Source organism: Microcystis sp., assembly GCF_048564745.1.
GTDB classification, from domain to species: domain Bacteria; phylum Cyanobacteriota; class Cyanobacteriia; order Cyanobacteriales; family Microcystaceae; genus Microcystis; species Microcystis ichthyoblabe_A.
This window is the reverse complement of the sequence record NZ_JBLZRT010000148.1, coordinates 15,053-31,026: the sequence shown is the minus strand read 5'-3', so window position 1 is coordinate 31,026 and position 15,974 is coordinate 15,053. Positions and strand designations below refer to the sequence as shown.

Sequence of the window (15,974 nt, the reverse complement as noted above, 5' to 3'; positions counted from 1 at the left end):
TATGATAGACTCGGCAGTTAATCGGGCATTTTATCTTAACTCGCTCTGGCAACCCCCGACAAGTCGATTAATCTTCAGCCACATATAGGGAAGTGGGGAAGTGGGGAAGTGGGAATTATGAATTAGGGATTGGGGGGACTCGGACTGGTTACAGGTGCGGGAGGTGTCGTCACCGGACTCGGACTGGTGACTGGTGCGGAAGGTGTCGTCCCGGTTGTGGGACTCGGACTGGTGACAGGTGCGGAAGGTGTCGTCCCGGTCGTGGGACTCGGACTGGTGACAGGTGCGGGAGAAATCGATGGATTGGAAGCGGGATGACGACCCAAGAATTGCCAAGCGATCGCAGCCAGCAAACCGAGAACACCGACGGCGATCGCTGCCATGACTAGGGGTGAAACGGTAGTGGGTGGGGGGGGAGAGGTAGGACTAGGAACCGAAGAAGACGCGGGGGGGGGAGTGGGTATTGCCGTTACCACTTCTTCCCCGGGGTCGGTGTCCCCGTTGTGATCAAAATCTTGGTCATTAAGATGGGGAATAATTCGTTCTTTGGCCTCAGCATAAATTAAAGGCCTGACAGTTTCAGCCGCAGGAACTACCCGACAATAAACTAGGGCGATGGTGGAGTTATCGTGACCGTTTTTCTGGTTAGCTAGTTGTAATAAACTTTCCCCCACGGCCGTCACGGTTTTCTCTCCTCGCAAAAGAGGCAGAATTTCACTGTCCCAGTATTGTTCTACCCGATCATAATCACTTAAACCATCGGAACAGAGGAGAAAAACACAATCTTGATCAACAATCAACCTCTGAACAGTGGGATGGAGATTAGTGGCGCTACCCATGCCCAAAGCTTGCACCAAAGCCCCCGCGTTGGGATACTGTATGGCATCACGATAGAGGAGATAGCCTAATTTCACTTCCCTGGAAGCGAGATCATCATCCACTGTCACTTGATGACAACCCTGGGGGGTAATCCAATAGATGCGGGAATCCCCCACATGAGCTGCGTACATTTCCTGAGCATGGCCAAAGGCCATAACTAGAGTAGTACCCATGCGCCGGCGATCTTGTCTTGACTCCTGATCATTGCGTTGACTGATCAGATCATTGGTGACACGAATCGCCTGTTCGAGGACAAGACTGTAACTATCGGGATAGATTTCAATATCACTGGTGGGACTGGGATTAATTTCCCTAGGCAGGGTTTCGATCGCCAATTGAGCAGCGATTTCGCCCCCTTCCTGACCGCCGATGCCATCACAGACAATCGCCAGGGGCTTGCCCTGAGCTTTGTCGAAGGGATTTTGACCATGGCCGAGGGTGATGGCCTGATTAGCCGGGGGATAACAGGCATCCTCGTTATGTTCCCGCAGCGGACCGGTATCGGTGCAGGTGAAAATCTCATAGCTGCGTTCTTGACCCGCACCGTAGTGCTGTAGTGCATAATCGAGAATAGCGATCAGGGATTCTGGGCGATCGAGATCACCGGATTCTAGCTCTTGGGTCAGGGATGCGAGAAAACCTTGAATATTAGCGGCTGCCGTCGGGATCAGACCGGCCCAGAAAGCCCCTAAATTTCGTAAATTGGGAGCGGTAGCCTCGTCTTTGCTTAATTCTAACAATTGCAGCAGCTGATTATTCACTCTCGTCAGAAAAGGGTTAAGCAGACTGGAAACCACAGCTTTTTTCTGGAGGGGATGCCAGAGTTTGGCCATTTGCCATAACCAGTGAATTTGTCTTAAATCGGAAGCTTGCGACCAAACCTCGTCCAGAGTGGGCAATAGTTCTGGATAAATTAATTCTCCCGTTTCATCGAGGGGAATAGTGCCGTATTCTAACAGCCAGATGTCCATATTTAAGCGTTCGTCGGGACTGGGAATATAGCCATAGACTTGGGGAATATGAAGATGGAATGGTAACAATTTTAGGTAGAGGGAGAGCCAGCTAGGAGGTTCTTCCGGTGCTTCGGGTGCTTGAGCGGGTTTAGTATCAAGAACAATTTGTGGTTGTTTGACCAAATAACGATCATCAATTAGCTCGCCAACACGATAATAGCTTCTCACCCAATCACCGATCATCCATAAATAGCGCTTAACTAAAGGAGTGCCGCATTTTTCACAGAATCTATTAGTGAGAGCGTTCGGGGATAGACAGGTTAGGTTTTGACATTGGAGGGTTGTCACGGAATCCATGAAAACTGCTGACTCCTAAAGCGCGGTTAGTATAGGTTAATAAAATAGCGTGTTTTTATCCACGATGACTGCCAGCATATTGCAGTGTTTCCCAAATTTTACCCTTTGTCGCTCGATCGGAAATAATTAATGCTGACAGTGCCATCTCTATAGGTATGTCTGGGGTTGGGGAAGTGGGGAGTGGGGGAGTGGGGGTGTGGGGTGTGGGGAAGTGGGGAAATTGAACTAAAACCCCAAAACCCTATCACCCTATCACCCTATCTCCTGTCTCCTAACAGTTTCTAAATATTTTTCCACATCAGCAAAGAGCGAGTTTGAAAGCCGAGATTTTGGTAGAGATTGAGAGCATTGTCGTTATTGATGAAGACTTGTAAACCGATGTGGGTTTGTCCGCGACTTTTTGCCCAATCCTTAGCTCGATCGATTAGTGCGCTGGCGATACCTTGGCGACGATGCTGGGGATCGACGTAAATTAGAAAAATATGACCATAGCGATCGCCTGTCACCTGATCAACGGCGCTCCCCATCCAGAGACAAGCGATCGCCGTTTGTTGTGCTTCGACGATCCAGAGCGGAGTATCGAGGCAAAAAAACTGTCTGACTGTATCAGCTAGATGGGAGAGGTTTTTTTGTTCGGGAAAAAATTCTTGATAGCTGCGGGTGAGAAAATTAATTAGTAGATAGCGATCGCCCATTTTTCCCAGTCGCAGCTGATAATCTTCGGGAAGGTTAGCCATGCCAAGGATAAGAGAAAATTATGCCCAGGGATGGCTCGATCGGAGCGGGTGCGGCTAAATCTGCCGGTAAAAAAATCCGGATGCCGGTGGCAACCAGAGCAACTAAAAACACTAAGATAGTCAGGAACGGGGCGATATATTGCCGGAAAAAAGCCATAATTATTTGATCTCTAAACTGCTGTTCTTTCTATTTTAGGGATTGCCAGTGAAGATATCGGCAATTTTTTTCCTAAAAATTCGCCTAAAAAAAAGTGATCGGCATACCGATCACTAGAAACCGACAACTAGACTATGACTAAACACCGATTAAATCTAACGAAGGTGCAAATAGGCCGCCTCTGCTTCTAATTGACGCACTAAAGCTTCATTTCCCTGCGCTCTAGCCACTTCCAGTCGGTGTTGTAAATTTCTGCGGAGTGTTTCTCTATGAGCGACGGTGGCCTGTGTTAGGACTTGCTGACGATTTTTGTTCATGATGGACAGACTTTTGAGCGACTTAACTTACCTTATATCTAAATCATAACATTCTCCTTGGAGAACTGTATCTTTAGCTACTGAATTTCCCATTAAGATTTATTAAAGTCGTTGGCCACCCTAGTAACCAGTCAATGACGGAACAGGCACTAATAACCCTTACTAGCGATTTTGGACTACAGGACGGTTATGTGGGCATTATCAAGGGAGTAATCGCGGGAATTGCCCCCCATGCTCGCACGATCGATCTGAATCATCAAATTTCGCCCCAAGACCTCTACGCTGGTCGTTTTATCCTCCTGAATGCCTATCAATATTTTCCCCAAGGCACTATTCATCTGGCAGTTATAGATCCGGGGGTGGGAAGCAAAAGACGCGGGGTAGGGATTCGTTTTGCTGGTGGTTATTTAGTCGGGCCAGATAATGGTTTATTTAGTGGCATTTTAAGCCAATCTCCCGCTATATCTGCCGTTAATCTCAATAATTCTTCCTATTGGCGCACCCCTAACCCTAGCACTACTTTTCACGGTCGTGATATTTTTGCTGCTGTGGCCGCTTATTTGGCCCAGGGAGTACCCCTAGAAATATTAGGTGAGATTATTGATCCCGATAGCTTGCAACAATTAGCGATCGCTGTTCCGCAAATCGAGGAAGATAAAATTAGGGGTCAAATTCAATATATTGACATTTTCGGCAATTTAATCAGTAATATTCCCGATTATCTCCTAGAAGGAAAAAATTGGTCAGTGCAGTTAGGACAAAAAATTATCCCCGCAAAAAACACCTACAGTGATGTTCCTTCGGGGGAAATAGTCGCTTTTATCGGTAGTCACGGGGGGTTAGAAATTGCCGTCAATAGTGGTAGCGCCCAAAAGCAATTACACTTAAATATTGGCGATGCGATCGAGGTTAGAATAGATAGGAGTCAGTGATCAAAACTGATAACTGATAGAGCCTTTTAATCAATTATCATACTAATATCTAACCAAGTAGAACGGGTAATCGGGGCGCTAGTGGAAATATAATCTACTCCTGTTTCGGCAACGTTGCGAATGCGATCGAGAGTAATATTTCCCGATGCTTCTATTTTGGTTTTACTATTAAAATTGCGGATCATCTCCACAGCAGTTTGCATCATCTCTAAATCCATATTATCTAACATAATGATCTCTACCTGCTGCTCTAGGGCCTGATTCACTTCTTCTAATTGGCTAGTTTCTACCTCAATTGTGAGAGGATAGGGCATATTTTGCCGTACACGACGCACTGCTTCCTCGATGCTGCCGGCTGCTTGAATATGATTATCTTTAATCATAATTGCATCATCTAACCCCAAACGATGGTTAATAGCGCCACCGATACCGGAGGCATATTTTTCTAAAATTCGCAATCCGGGGGTAGTTTTGCGAGTATCCACCAATCTTGTCGATAAATCGGCAATTTTATCCACATACTGACGAGTGGCAGTAGCAATCCCACTCAAGCGCATGGCAAGATTTAAAGCGACTCTTTCCCCGATTAACAGCGCATCGAAGGAACCTTCTATCTCGGCAATAACTTTAGACTTGGGGCAGAATTCCCCTTCGGCAACGGTGGGGGTAAAGTGAATAGTGGGGTTAAGCAGTTGAAAAACTCGTTCAGCTACGGGTAAACCAGCAATAACACCCGCTTCCTTGGCAATCCAAGTGGCTTGACCGATTTTAGCATGACCGAAGAAAATTGCTTGGGTGGTGCGATCGCCTCTACCGAGATCTTCTCGTAACCAGTTTTCTAACAAGGGATCAAGAACTAATAGGGGCGGTAACATAGAATTTATCGAAACAATCGGGACGTATTTATTTTAAGTTTAGGAATATTTGACCTTTTTGTAAACTTTCTTTAATCGAAACTTATCCCTTCATAGATTAACTCGATCGCACAGTGAAAATCGAGACTAGATAGAATAATTTCTTCCCCTTGACTATAAGCGCAGTAAAACCAAATTTTATCTTCACCGCGACGATAAACCTCAACACTGATCGATTCAGGATCGACTAAAACGTATTCTTGTAAACTAGGAATCTGACGATAATATTGTAACTTTTTAGTGCGATCATAGTTTCCTGTGCTGGGGGAAAGCACTTCAATAATCACTTGTGGATGTTGAATAAAATTACGAGATTCTCTATCCCTAGAATCGCAACTAATCACCAAATCGGGATAAAAATAACGACTATTATTAGCTTGGACTTTCGCATCAGATACATTCACTCGACAGCCTCGCGGACGGAGATGAAGTCTTAAAGCAGTATAAAAATTCAAGGTAATATCATTATGGGGCAGACTACCCCCGGTCATGGCGATAATTTCCCCATCAATATATTCATGGCGACCTTCCTGTGTAGCTTCCCATTCTAGATACTCTTCCGGGGTCATTCTTTCTGGGTATTGAGGTTGAGCGATCATTTTTCTTTTTCCTTGTCAACTAACTAAATTAATATCCCATTTCCTTTTTATCTTATACCATTTTCTCGCCCGAAGATTGAAGAATAGTCATAATTAAGCGGTGACTGATTACCCTAATGATAAGATGGAGAGAGAAAGCATTATTATCGCAGGTAGCTAAGATGACAAAAACAATTGCCGATATCATGACTCCCAATCCCATCACCGTCACCGCTAACACTTCTCTGTCGGAAGCAGTGAAGATTTTGGCCGAAAAGCGGTTTAGTGGTTTACCCGTGGTGGATGACAAGATGCGACTGATTGGGGTTATCTCCGAAACTGACCTTATGTGGCAGGAAACGGGAGTAGAAGCTCCTCCTTACATTATGCTCCTCGATAGCGTCATCTATCTACAAAATCCTAGCCGTCACGAGAAATTACTCCATAAAGCTCTCGGTCAAACCGTGGGGGAGGTAATGACCGATAAACCTATTAGTATCACGGCCGATCGCCCTTTGAAAGAAGCGGCCTCGTTAATGTACGATCGTCATGTGCGTCGTTTACCGGTAATTGAGGAAGAAACCCACAAAGTAATCGGTATTATCACTCGCGGCGATATCATTCGCGATATGGCAAAATCGGAAGCATAATTGTTTTTCTAAGGCAACAATTAACTAAAAGATCTTGAACAAATGAATCAATCTCAGGAAACGGTTACTTATTCCCTAGAAACTATCTTGATGCGGATTGAGGGAAAAATCGATTCGTTACAAAAAGATGTGACGGATTTAAAGGTAGGACAAGCGGTGTTAACGGGAAAAGTTGAGGGAATGGAAAATCGACTAAACTCATTAGAAGGAAACCAAAAATATCAGGCTTGGGCATTAATTGTCCTCTTAGCTGGCGCAATTGTGAAACCTTTTTTTCTGAGCAGTAATCCCTAAATTCTTATTTCCCTTGCAATTTCTCTAAAAACTATCAGGATGAAGCGCCGTCAATTTCTCACTACTACTGCCCTAACTGTTGTTAGTTTTTCCCTAATTCCTAGAAAAGTTGTTAGTAATAATTTTCCTCTAATTAAACCGCCACATCTACAACCCGGGGACGGAGTGGGTATTATTAGTCCGGCAGGGGCAACTTTTAAAGAAGATGATTTAAATATAGTTATCGAAGCAGTTAAAGCCCTAAAATTAGTCCCAAAAGTTGGTGAATACGCTTTAGATCGTTATGGTTATCTAGCCGGTAAAGATGGCGAGCGAGCGTCGGATATAAATCAATTTTTTGCCGATGATAATATTGCCCTAATTTTACCAATTCGTGGCGGTTGGGGCAGCGCTCGTTTATTACCTTATCTTGACTACGATTTAATTCGTCGTCATCCTAAAATCATCTGTGGTTTTAGTGATATAACTTCTTTATTATTAGCTATTTATGCCAAAACTGGTTTAGTTACTTTCCATGCTCCCAATGCCTTTTCTAGTTGGCGCACTGCTCAAACTGAAAGCTTTCGACAAGTTTTATTTTCTGGGGAAAAGTTAACTTTTAGAAATGTTCCCGATCCTGATGATGCTAATCGTTTAATGCAGGTAAAAAATCGCATTCAAACTATTACTAAAGGTCAAGCAAAAGGTAAATTAATCGGGGGTAATTTAACCACTTTAACATCAATAGTTGGTTCTCCCTATCTACCAGATTTTACCGGAGCTATCCTATTTTTAGAAGATATTGGTGAAGATGTTTATGAAATTGATCGCCTGTTAAATCAATTAAAATTAGCGGGAATTTTTGATAATTTAGCTGGATTTATCTTCGGTCAATGTAGCAATTGTAGTGCCAATAGTGACTATGGTTCCTTGACGTTAGAAGAAGTGATCAGAGAATATATCCAACCCTTAAAAATTCCCGCTTGTTTAGGTTTAATGATCGGACATTTAGAAATTATTGAAACTATTCCCATTGGTATTGCAGTAGAATTTGATGCTAATCGGGGAACAATTACCATGTTAGAATCGGCGGTTAGTAAACCCTAAAAGCTGATTACTGATTACCGATAACTGAAAAAGCTAATTAGGGGCTGCTGAATAAATCTAAAAACCTTGTTGGATAAGGCTTTTAAACTTTTTTTTCCTCAAAAAGTGCCGACCATTGGAGGGATCGGGGGTAAAATTCCTGGACTTTTTCCCTGAATATTATACCATTTCTCTAAATGAAAACTACACATCGAATTTAAGTCACCCTTTTTAAGGGGGATTTAGGGGGATTAAACTTCTGTAGTCAGACTTTGGAGAATTGGTATTAGGTAACTGACTACCTCAAAATCGGTAAAACCCCACACCCCACACCCGTTCGGCTGAGCTCACGGCCGAAGCCCACACCCCACACCCTGCCCGCACGAAAAACTTTTTGCCGCAAACCCTAATTACTGTCGCGGTTGTACGGGGAAACCTTGACGCTGAAGCATTTCCGCCGCATCTTGGCCAGGTTGATAGTTGATACCGAGGGTAGAAGTGGCCGAATCTTCGATGATTTTGGGAGTGAGGAGAATAATCACCTCCGAGCGACCGTTGCGATTGTTTCGACTGCGGAATAAAGCCCCTAAAATGGGAATATCGCCTAAAATCGGCACTTTTGTCTCAGAACTTTGTTGTGTTTCTTGGATAATCCCAGAAAGAATTAAACTCTGTCCATCCCGGAGACGAATTAAACCCGATAATAAGTCCCGGCTAATCAAAGGAGTCAATTCGTTCCTTGTCCCCCCACCGCTATTAAATGGAATCGGGGGACCTGGTTGGGCAATTGTAGGGGCGACATTTAAACTGATGTAACCATTATCGTCAATTTGATTCACCTCGACGGTTAAGGTCAGTCCAGCATCACCAAACACAGGAGTTGTAATTCTCTCACCGCTAATGTTATTGGTATTGGCCACAATGGTGGTTGTAACACTGACCAGCACTTTCCGAGTTAGCTTAACGGTGGCCTGTTGACCTTCCTGCACCACCAAGGAGGGATCGGTGAGAATCTTGGCATTTCCTGTCTTAATTGAGGCTTGCAGGGTCATCAGGAATTTTTGGGGATATTGGAATAGGCCGGGTAGTCCATACTCTATTGCATCTTCTGTAATTTCAGTTACACCGGGTTGAAAAGGGTTATTAAATGTCCCAAAATTAGGACGGGCATAACCAGCAAAATTTTGAGATAAAGGATTACCCAATGGCCCTTGGGTAATATTACTAAAAGGCGCACCATTCTGAACATCAAAAAAAGGTGATAGTTCTGCCCCCGTACCCGATATGATATTCCCAATAGGTACAACAGGCTGTGCAAAAGCCCCCGGTGTGGATACAGTTGATCTACTGGGTGGGTTCATATTACCAAAGTTCAGCACTGCCGCCCCGTTATCTTGAACGAAGAAACCATCGTTAAACCCGAAGGAAAAACTACTGCTAAATTCGTCCAAATTCTCCAGGTTAACATCGATAACTTTGACATTAACCACCACCTGACGGCGACGGGCATCCAGTTGGGTTAATAAAGAGGTGGCGATTTGGACTTGCCGGGGTTCGCCGATTAAATTGATAGAATTAAGGCGCTCGTCGGCGGCAATTCTTAAACCAGTTAAAAGTAGGGCAGCTTTTGAGCCTTCTGTGTTTTGGGGTGCCAGTGGCTCTAGGGTGGGAGGAATATCCCGGCGGCCGATGACTCGTCCGGTGAGGGGATCGACGATATCCTCGGTTTGGGTAACTAAACGCTGGTATTCTGCCCCTTGGGTGGCGAGGAAAGTGGCGGCGGCGACAGCTTTAACTTGATTGAGGCGCAGGGTGCGGCTAATCAGATTACGAGCGCCTTGGGGTAATTGCGCCCCGACAAAGATGGTTTTACCCTGACGGTTGGCCTGGAGTCCAGAAATTAACAAGACGGCGTTAAAAATGTTTTCCACCGATTCGTTAGTAAATTCCAAGGAAACTGTCTGAGAAGTGGCGTTAGTTTCCCCTTGGGCGCTGGTGAAAACGACGTTATAACCGGCATAGTTAGCAAGGGTCATTAACACTTCTCTAGCGGAAGCTTCCCGCAATAAAACACGAGGTACAATCATACTACGCTCGAATTTGACTTTTTCGGCACTAGCATCGATGTTAGAGATGGCAATATCTCCCACCGGTGGGGCGACGGCCCGGGGTAGGGTGGGAGCGCCGGGGGCTTGAGGTATGCTTTGAATGATAATTTCGGGGTTGGGAACCATGGGCGCACTTTGGGCGAGCAGTTTTTCACTGGCTAAAATGCGATCGCTGATTTCCTTTTCTACGGCCGCGCTGGAAGGGACAAGCTGATTTGGCGATTTTTGTAAAGTTTCTTTACTAAGCCCTTGCGAAAATTCAATTTTTGATGTATGGGATTTTAACTCTGAACCATGGAAGGAAATGGGGGTTTCGGCCAAGACGCTCAGGGGAGCCATCAATAAAAACGAGGCAATTTGGGGGATAAATAGGACATAGCGGGACGGATTCACTTTAACTTCACTCCTCAACAATTACGCGATTCAACGGACAAAAAACGCAATACTCACACCAGATTGAAGACTATTATTGGGACGGACTAGCGGGGGGTTGACCCTCGGCGGGGGGTGGTGGTGCTAATTTCGCCAATTCTTCAGCACTGAGAGGAATAATCACATCGAGAAGAAAGGTGGTAGTCACGGGTTTATCGCCTTGGGGAACGATAGTGGCTTTATTTTTGCCGGTACTAAGCACTTTAACCGTCGATCCTTGCTTTTCCATCTGGGTATTGAGACTGTTCAGCAAAATGAGCGGCTGTAATCTTTCTAAATCCCGAATAACCTCTTGAGTTTTAGCATAGTTCCCTTCCATCTTGACGTTAAAAGTTTGACGTTTGAGCTTATTATTAACCTCACTACCGAGGGAACCATCGGAGACCACCACCTGTTCTAGTCCTTGGGGTTGAAAACTAACCAGCTTAACATCGCGAGACTTAAAGATATTACTAACATCTAAGAGAATAGTGCTTAAGTCCCTTTCTTTAGCAAAAAGCGAGAGAATTTTCTGTTTAATAGCTTTTTGTTGTTGCAACTGACTCTCGATTTTTTGGAATTCTGAAAATTCGAGACGGCTTTTTTGTTGATCTACCAGTTGTTTTTTGTCGGCTGCATCGGTTTGCAGTTGCTGCCAGGTATTATAAGCGGGCATCACCCAGTTAAAAAGCAGATAGAGGGAGCCAAGTAAACCTAGCACAGCGGCAGCGATGCCACTATTACGGGGAGTAAAAGTTATCCCGAAAGCGATAGGATACTCCTCAAATTCCTCTAATTTCAGCTTCTCAAATTCTTCGTTAAAGGTCATGGTTGAATGGCTCCTTGGCGTTTGAGAGTATTAATCCTAGTGATAACTCCGATCGCTCCATTCCGGGCAAGATTGGGCAGTTGTTGAGTGGTGGGAGTATCACTTAATTGGGCGGTGATCACAAATTGAACCACTTGCGGGAAAGTAATATTAATATTTTTGTACTGATTGTCCACCTCTACGGGTAAATCGGCCAGGGCAGCACTTTCGATCGCCGTTTTCTTCCCCTCTAAAAAAGGAGAAGCTTGCAGGGTTAAGAGATAATCATTGACTGCTTCGTAATTACTGGCAAAACCACTGATTTTTAAGCGAGTAGCCGGATTGGGTTGCCCTTGATTGGGGTTCGCGGGAACCTCCACCTGTTGCACACTATTTAACTGCACACTAGGAGGAGTTTGTTGGCGAATTTCTTGGAGAATGGCTGACCAAGGCCTAATCTGATTGAATACACTCACCAGAGCTTTATTTTCTACTTCTACCGCCTTTAGTTCCCCTCTGATGTCTTCTAGTTTTTTACTTTGGACTTGTACTTGACCTAATTCCCCGTCCAGTTGCTGAATTTTGACCTGAGTTTCGCTGGTTTTCCAACCGACGGTTAAACCGAGTAATCCCGTCAGTGTCAATAATCCAGCCCCCACTCCCACACCGATGAACAGGGGTATTTGTTTACTCAGGTTAACAACGGTGGAAATCTCGAAGTTAGACGTTGTTTGGACTGTTCGGTTAAGATGGCGATCTTTGAGAAAATTAACGTCAAGACTATACATAATTTCTGTCTATACCGATACTTTTTGCTAACATTGATTAAGCTAAGACGTATTTTAATCGCTTATTCTTGGATTAGCCGAATTTCCCCCAATCCCTTTACTGTTGCCTCTTGCCTCGTTTCAACAAGCAATTTGAATTAGGAACAGCTTAACATTTCTGTTAATGGGTTAACAATGCACGCTCAAAGAGTCTTTGAACGAGGGTGTATCTACCAGAGCAAGAAGGAAGAACCCCCCTGATCCATTAAGATACCTGTCCATTTGTTGCCCACCAATTTCTGATTTAATTACTTTTTTTCCACCCAAATTATCGATTAATTCACCATTCCAGCTAACTGTCTTTGACGTATAAGCTTCACAACAATCTATAACGGGTTTTCCGTACTCAAACGCCTTAGATTTTAAGAACATTTTAAACCGATAGTGTGACCACGTTAACATCTGTCTAACAGACTTTGATTTGATTTTTCTTCCAGATCTTAAGACCATTTCTGATACTTCAAATGTCGGCAATAAAATCCCATCGAAGTTTTCTACTAAGAATCTAGCTACTTTGTGATGTAGTTCATCAACTAGGTTTCTAATTCTTAATCTTAGTCGGTTACAGGTGTTATGATGGCATTTACAGGTTTTGGCTTTAACTTTAGTGGAACGAAAAATTAAGTCATCTAAATGATAGCACAAACGAAGACTTCTAATCACTTCAAAATGGGCGAGAATGCCTTCACTCTTTGACAGTCTTGCCCCTTTGAGAGCCAGTTTCAGATTAGACCTATTCATAATATTATCTTAAAACTAAAAGTTTTTCTAGTTAAGGAATCTAACCAAATAAAAATGATTTTAATTGTCTCATATTTTTTCAGTGAAATTGAATTAGCAACGATAGATATACATTTCAGGCATAGAAATAGTTAGCTAGTACACAAGCTAAAAGCAAGCTGTGATTGGGTTATAATTTTTGAGGATGTCTATTGTCGATAGTATCATCGGGTAATTTTGAGACGGCGTTCGGCGAGACTTGGGACGTTCGGCGAGCTCAGTCGAGCGGACGGTGAGACTTCGGACGTTCGGCGAGCTCAGTCGAGCCGTTGGCCAGGGTTCTTTTTTTGACTTGATCTCCTTCTCGATAGGAATCTGGTCGAAGAACAGCGGGAGGGTAATTAAGGTTAGGAACTTTTTCTATAAGTACCTAAGCAAAATTAATTACACATATCTAACCCCCTCCTTGCCTCTTGCCTTTTGCCTTTCTTCACTAGGAAATTTATTTTGCACGACTACTTATACATTACCGCCATTCTAGCAAATGGAGAGAATTCTTGTCCATTAATAAATGTTACAAATTACATGGCTACATCAAGAAAAGTTAATGGGTGTATCCATTGATGGATAAAGGTTTTCGGCTATTGTAGTAGATATGTATGGGGGAAGTTCAGTAATAAGTCTATGACAAATTGATCTCTAATAACCCCGGTGGTGGCGCAATCTCGATGCGTGCCGCTTTCAGATCCACCAGTGGAACAATTTCTTTGACGAAGGGAACCAGGGCCCTGGCCCCTGAGTCGGAGGATGGACTTTTTTTCTTGACAGAGGCGAGATTTGCTTCTAGTTGCACTGCTAAAATGTCATTACCCGCCCACAAAATATCCACTACAACCCCGATTTTTTCTCCTGTCAGGTGATGATAAACCTCCAAGTTCACTAGCTCACTAACATGATATTCATCCGCTTTTAGACGAGGTTTTTCTAGTTTATTCGCCCATAATTTATATCCGCGCAAAGCTTCGGCCTGTTCCCGATTTTCAACCCCCTCTAACTTGATAACATAAACATTTTTGCCCGGTAGCTCACGTCCCCTGAGCAGAGTAATTTCTTGGATTTCTCCCCCTTGGGATCTTTGTATTCCCCTAATACCTCGCTTCTGAAAACGTTCGGGAAAATCTGATACCGATAAAACTCGCAATTCTCCCTCCAGTCCCTGGGGTGCTACTATTGTCCCAATTTCTAGCCAATTTTCTTCCATTGTCTCGATATGTTTTGCTATAGCTTTCTCTAGTATATAGCCTTTTTTGTCTCGCTCCTAGATTTTAAAAGTCTTGGTAAGGTAAAATTTTTAGTTGGGTGCATCTCCTATTTGTGACTTTCTCTCACCTATTGGTGAGCAGCAGAAGTTGTTCAAAGAGGGCGAATACAATTCGCCCCTACAATAATATTATCGCGCCAATGGTAGGGGCGCACCGCGTGCGCCCAAAATGTCATATAGATATTTCAACAAAACTCAGATGTACCCATTTCTTGACTTTTTACTGGTGACTTTTGACTAAATTATGACTATTTGGCAAGCGGATTTTTATAAATCTTCATCTTCCTCCCCTCTTGAGACAGTCTGGCAATTGCTAATTTTCGATCCTCTCGGTCATCTTATTTATGAAAATTCCTGTCCCCAATCCCAAGCTAATAGCGACTGGTTAACCCAACAGTTAGAGCAAGCTTGTCAAGTCTCCCCTCCGGAAATTATCCAAGTTTTTCGCCCCCAATGCGCCAATTTATTTCTCCTCGCTGGTCAAAATTTACAGATCAAAATCGAGTTAACCCGTCACGTTAAAGCCCTGAAAAAACAGCTAGAATTGCGGCAAATCCCCATAAATATCGACTCTCCTCCACCGCAACCCCTACAGGAGCAATTTTTAGGTCAAGAGTGGCGTTTTGCTCGTTTTCCCGCCGTTGATTTAGTTAACTTTTTTGGCGATCGCAGAATACCGATTCTTTCCCTACCAGAGGCCTTTTCTCCCTTAAAATTAGGTTTAGCCTCCACTTTAATGATCCCCGGTCTGGTTATTACCGGTGGTAAAAAATCTTTGGCGATCGCTCGTTGGTTAGGGGAAATTAACCCAGTATTTATCGATCATATTCCCACAGAAACGGGGCGATCGGGCGGTTTAGTCTTAGAATCGGGCCTCAATGAGCGTTGGATTTTCCTAACCTACGAGGATGAAGAAGTGGCCTGGGCAGCCAATGTTTATCAGGCAACCAAAGAGGAAAGCCAAGGTTTGCACTTTCTCCTCATACAACCGGATGATTCTGGTCGCACTTTTACCGGCTTTTGGCTACTGAAGCAGGTTTAACCCCCAAGCTGTCCCCAAGAGGCAAAGAATACCCGCTAAACCCGCTAAAGGTTGGTTATAGATACCTTTAATCCAAGCTAACCCAGAATCGCTGTAAGACATCAATTCGGCACTGTCTAGCAACGCTAATCCCCACACCCAACCGCTATGAAGTCCCCAAGCTAATCCTAAACTACCATGATCGATCGCCCGCGCCCAGACCAGAACCATGCCCATCAGAAATAAACCGGGTAGTTGCGGCAGCGTTTGCTGACGTTCCCAAAGCAGGTGCAGCAGGGCAAAAATTAGGCTAGAAATGGCTCCCGCCACCCAAAAATCGTATTCTTGGCTTAATTGGCTCAAAAAGATGCCCCGAAAGATTAATTCCTCGGTAATACCCACCCAGAGGGCCACTATCAACAGGGGTAAACTCAAGGAAAAAGCACGAGTTAGATTTTTGGGCTGCCAATGTACCCAGGTCAAAATCCCCTCTAGGAAAAAAATTATCCCTAATCCCACCACTGCCAAGATTAATCCTTTAGTTAGGGAGATAAATAGGGAAAATGACCAAATTAATCCGTAATTATCGAGGCTGCTTCCCTCTATCTTGAATAATCCCCAGATAACTAAGGGAGCCAAGACGTAAAGAGAGGCCACCAGTGGCAATTTTTGGTCAGGTTTTGTCCCTTGCAGCGGTTGCCATCCCAAACGACTCCCTAAAACCATGGCAATGGGCAGCCAGAGAATTAACCAGGCTAACAGGAAAATAATAATTTTTATTAAGGCAGCAATGTCCATTGTCAATTAGGTGCCAGGGAAGTGGGGGTGTGGGGTGTGGGCTTCGGCCGTGAGCTCAGCGTTCGACCGAGCTCACGCCGAGGTCCGAACGGGTGTGGGGTGTGGGGTGTGGGGTGTGGGGTGTGGG

At 44.2% G+C, this 15,974-nt stretch carries 17 protein-coding genes; 5 read left to right on the top strand and 12 right to left on the bottom strand.

All coding sequences use genetic code 11. The features are described 5' to 3' along the window. Positions 1 to 122 precede the first annotated feature (122 nt). The 4 genes from ACOCD9_RS16025 to ACOCD9_RS16010 all read right to left on the bottom strand — a co-directional run bounded on the left by ACOCD9_RS16025 (position 123) and on the right by ACOCD9_RS16010 (position 3,400). Positions 123 to 2,189: a PP2C family protein-serine/threonine phosphatase gene (locus ACOCD9_RS16025; protein ID WP_287714877.1), complete on the bottom strand. Its 2,067-nt coding sequence runs from the start codon at positions 2,187 to 2,189 to the stop codon at positions 123 to 125. A gap of 281 nt (positions 2,190 to 2,470) precedes the next feature. Continuing rightward, positions 2,471 to 2,926: a GNAT family N-acetyltransferase gene (locus tag ACOCD9_RS16020; RefSeq protein ID WP_287700987.1), complete on the bottom strand. Its 456-nt coding sequence runs from the start codon at positions 2,924 to 2,926 to the stop codon at positions 2,471 to 2,473. Continuing rightward, the gene (locus ACOCD9_RS16015; protein WP_016516873.1) at positions 2,919 to 3,083 is read right to left on the bottom strand and encodes a hypothetical protein; all 165 of its coding nucleotides are present in this window, start codon (positions 3,081 to 3,083) and stop codon (positions 2,919 to 2,921) included. The genes ACOCD9_RS16020 and ACOCD9_RS16015 overlap by 8 nt, the downstream gene beginning before the upstream one ends. Positions 3,084 to 3,238: 155 nt before the next feature. Beyond that, a complete protein-coding gene (locus ACOCD9_RS16010) occupies positions 3,239 to 3,400 on the bottom strand; it encodes a hypothetical protein (RefSeq protein WP_002733724.1) in 162 nt (53 codons plus the stop codon). A 134-nt stretch (positions 3,401 to 3,534) separates the two neighbouring features. Between ACOCD9_RS16010 and ACOCD9_RS16005 the strand changes: the two genes are divergently transcribed. Further along, positions 3,535 to 4,332: an SAM hydrolase/SAM-dependent halogenase family protein gene (locus tag ACOCD9_RS16005; protein WP_419547945.1), complete on the top strand. Its 798-nt coding sequence runs from the start codon at positions 3,535 to 3,537 to the stop codon at positions 4,330 to 4,332. A gap of 26 nt (positions 4,333 to 4,358) precedes the next feature. Here the strand turns inward: ACOCD9_RS16005 and nadC are convergent, their stop codons facing one another. Both nadC and ACOCD9_RS15995 read right to left on the bottom strand, forming a co-directional pair. Continuing rightward, positions 4,359 to 5,207, bottom strand: a complete 849-nt coding sequence (gene nadC, locus ACOCD9_RS16000; protein ID WP_419547944.1) for a carboxylating nicotinate-nucleotide diphosphorylase — start codon at positions 5,205 to 5,207, stop codon at positions 4,359 to 4,361. Positions 5,208 to 5,278: 71 nt separating this feature from the next. Beyond that, entirely contained in the window at positions 5,279 to 5,845 is a 567-nt protein-coding gene (locus ACOCD9_RS15995) for a Uma2 family endonuclease (protein ID WP_287700992.1), read from the bottom strand. Positions 5,846 to 6,006: 161 nt separating this feature from the next. Between ACOCD9_RS15995 and ACOCD9_RS15990 the strand changes: the two genes are divergently transcribed. The 3 genes from ACOCD9_RS15990 to ACOCD9_RS15980 are packed head-to-tail and all read left to right on the top strand — an operon-like array spanning position 6,007 to position 7,854. After that, positions 6,007 to 6,474 (top strand): CBS domain-containing protein, encoded by a 468-nt coding sequence (locus ACOCD9_RS15990; RefSeq protein WP_043997632.1) that lies wholly within the window; start codon positions 6,007 to 6,009, stop codon positions 6,472 to 6,474. 42 nt (positions 6,475 to 6,516) lie between these two features. After that, positions 6,517 to 6,768, top strand: a complete 252-nt coding sequence (locus tag ACOCD9_RS15985; protein WP_287700994.1) for a hemolysin XhlA family protein — start codon at positions 6,517 to 6,519, stop codon at positions 6,766 to 6,768. A 39-nt stretch (positions 6,769 to 6,807) separates the two neighbouring features. Continuing rightward, positions 6,808 to 7,854 carry a S66 peptidase family protein gene (locus ACOCD9_RS15980; RefSeq protein ID WP_419547943.1) on the top strand — a complete coding sequence of 349 codons (1,047 nt, stop codon included), beginning with the start codon at positions 6,808 to 6,810 and terminating at the stop codon, positions 7,852 to 7,854. A gap of 389 nt (positions 7,855 to 8,243) precedes the next feature. Here ACOCD9_RS15980 and ACOCD9_RS15975 read toward each other — a convergent pair whose 3' ends face one another. The 5 genes from ACOCD9_RS15975 to rimM all read right to left on the bottom strand — a co-directional run bounded on the left by ACOCD9_RS15975 (position 8,244) and on the right by rimM (position 13,968). Beyond that, a complete protein-coding gene (locus ACOCD9_RS15975; protein ID WP_419547942.1) occupies positions 8,244 to 10,334 on the bottom strand; it encodes a secretin N-terminal domain-containing protein in 2,091 nt (696 codons plus the stop codon). Positions 10,335 to 10,407: 73 nt separating this feature from the next. Then, entirely contained in the window at positions 10,408 to 11,181 is a 774-nt protein-coding gene (locus ACOCD9_RS15970) for a pilus assembly protein (RefSeq protein WP_419547941.1), read from the bottom strand. Further along, a complete protein-coding gene (locus ACOCD9_RS15965) occupies positions 11,178 to 11,948 on the bottom strand; it encodes a PilN domain-containing protein (protein ID WP_287701002.1) in 771 nt (256 codons plus the stop codon). Before ACOCD9_RS15965 ends, ACOCD9_RS15970 begins: the two co-directional genes overlap by 4 nt. Before the next feature lie 168 nt (positions 11,949 to 12,116). Next, complete coding sequence (locus ACOCD9_RS15960; protein ID WP_419547940.1) at positions 12,117 to 12,728, bottom strand: zinc ribbon domain-containing protein; 612 nt, start codon at positions 12,726 to 12,728, stop codon at positions 12,117 to 12,119. A 661-nt stretch (positions 12,729 to 13,389) separates the two neighbouring features. Next, a complete protein-coding gene (gene rimM / locus ACOCD9_RS15955; RefSeq protein ID WP_287701006.1) occupies positions 13,390 to 13,968 on the bottom strand; it encodes a ribosome maturation factor RimM in 579 nt (192 codons plus the stop codon). 304 nt (positions 13,969 to 14,272) lie between these two features. On the opposite strand from rimM, the gene ACOCD9_RS15950 reads away from it, so the two are divergent. After that, positions 14,273 to 15,070 (top strand): Tab2 family RNA-binding protein, encoded by a 798-nt coding sequence (locus ACOCD9_RS15950; RefSeq protein ID WP_419547939.1) that lies wholly within the window; start codon positions 14,273 to 14,275, stop codon positions 15,068 to 15,070. On the opposite strand, the gene ACOCD9_RS15945 is transcribed toward ACOCD9_RS15950, so the two are convergent. Further along, entirely contained in the window at positions 15,053 to 15,847 is a 795-nt protein-coding gene (locus ACOCD9_RS15945) for a CPBP family intramembrane glutamic endopeptidase (protein WP_419547938.1), read from the bottom strand. The two genes, ACOCD9_RS15950 and ACOCD9_RS15945, sit on opposite strands and share 18 nt — an antisense overlap. Positions 15,848 to 15,974 lie beyond the last annotated feature (127 nt).

Bases quoted from the DNA above. Each gene is read 5' to 3' on its own strand.
- ACOCD9_RS16025 (WP_287714877.1), bottom strand. From the start codon at position 2,189: ATGGATTCCGTGACAACCCTCCAATGTCAAAACCTAACCTGTCTATCC.
- ACOCD9_RS16020 (WP_287700987.1), bottom strand. From the start codon at position 2,926: ATGGCTAACCTTCCCGAAGATTATCAGCTGCGACTGGGAAAAATGGGC.
- ACOCD9_RS16015 (WP_016516873.1), bottom strand. From the start codon at position 3,083: ATGGCTTTTTTCCGGCAATATATCGCCCCGTTCCTGACTATCTTAGTG.
- ACOCD9_RS16010 (WP_002733724.1), bottom strand. From the start codon at position 3,400: ATGAACAAAAATCGTCAGCAAGTCCTAACACAGGCCACCGTCGCTCAT.
- ACOCD9_RS16005 (WP_419547945.1), top strand. From the start codon at position 3,535: ATGACGGAACAGGCACTAATAACCCTTACTAGCGATTTTGGACTACAG.
- nadC (WP_419547944.1), bottom strand. From the start codon at position 5,207: ATGTTACCGCCCCTATTAGTTCTTGATCCCTTGTTAGAAAACTGGTTA.
- ACOCD9_RS15995 (WP_287700992.1), bottom strand. From the start codon at position 5,845: ATGATCGCTCAACCTCAATACCCAGAAAGAATGACCCCGGAAGAGTAT.
- ACOCD9_RS15990 (WP_043997632.1), top strand. From the start codon at position 6,007: ATGACAAAAACAATTGCCGATATCATGACTCCCAATCCCATCACCGTC.
- ACOCD9_RS15985 (WP_287700994.1), top strand. From the start codon at position 6,517: ATGAATCAATCTCAGGAAACGGTTACTTATTCCCTAGAAACTATCTTG.
- ACOCD9_RS15980 (WP_419547943.1), top strand. From the start codon at position 6,808: ATGAAGCGCCGTCAATTTCTCACTACTACTGCCCTAACTGTTGTTAGT.
- ACOCD9_RS15970 (WP_419547941.1), bottom strand. From the start codon at position 11,181: ATGACCTTTAACGAAGAATTTGAGAAGCTGAAATTAGAGGAATTTGAG.
- ACOCD9_RS15965 (WP_287701002.1), bottom strand. From the start codon at position 11,948: ATGTATAGTCTTGACGTTAATTTTCTCAAAGATCGCCATCTTAACCGA.
- ACOCD9_RS15960 (WP_419547940.1), bottom strand. From the start codon at position 12,728: ATGAATAGGTCTAATCTGAAACTGGCTCTCAAAGGGGCAAGACTGTCA.
- rimM (WP_287701006.1), bottom strand. From the start codon at position 13,968: ATGGAAGAAAATTGGCTAGAAATTGGGACAATAGTAGCACCCCAGGGA.
- ACOCD9_RS15950 (WP_419547939.1), top strand. From the start codon at position 14,273: ATGACTATTTGGCAAGCGGATTTTTATAAATCTTCATCTTCCTCCCCT.
- ACOCD9_RS15945 (WP_419547938.1), bottom strand. From the start codon at position 15,847: ATGGACATTGCTGCCTTAATAAAAATTATTATTTTCCTGTTAGCCTGG.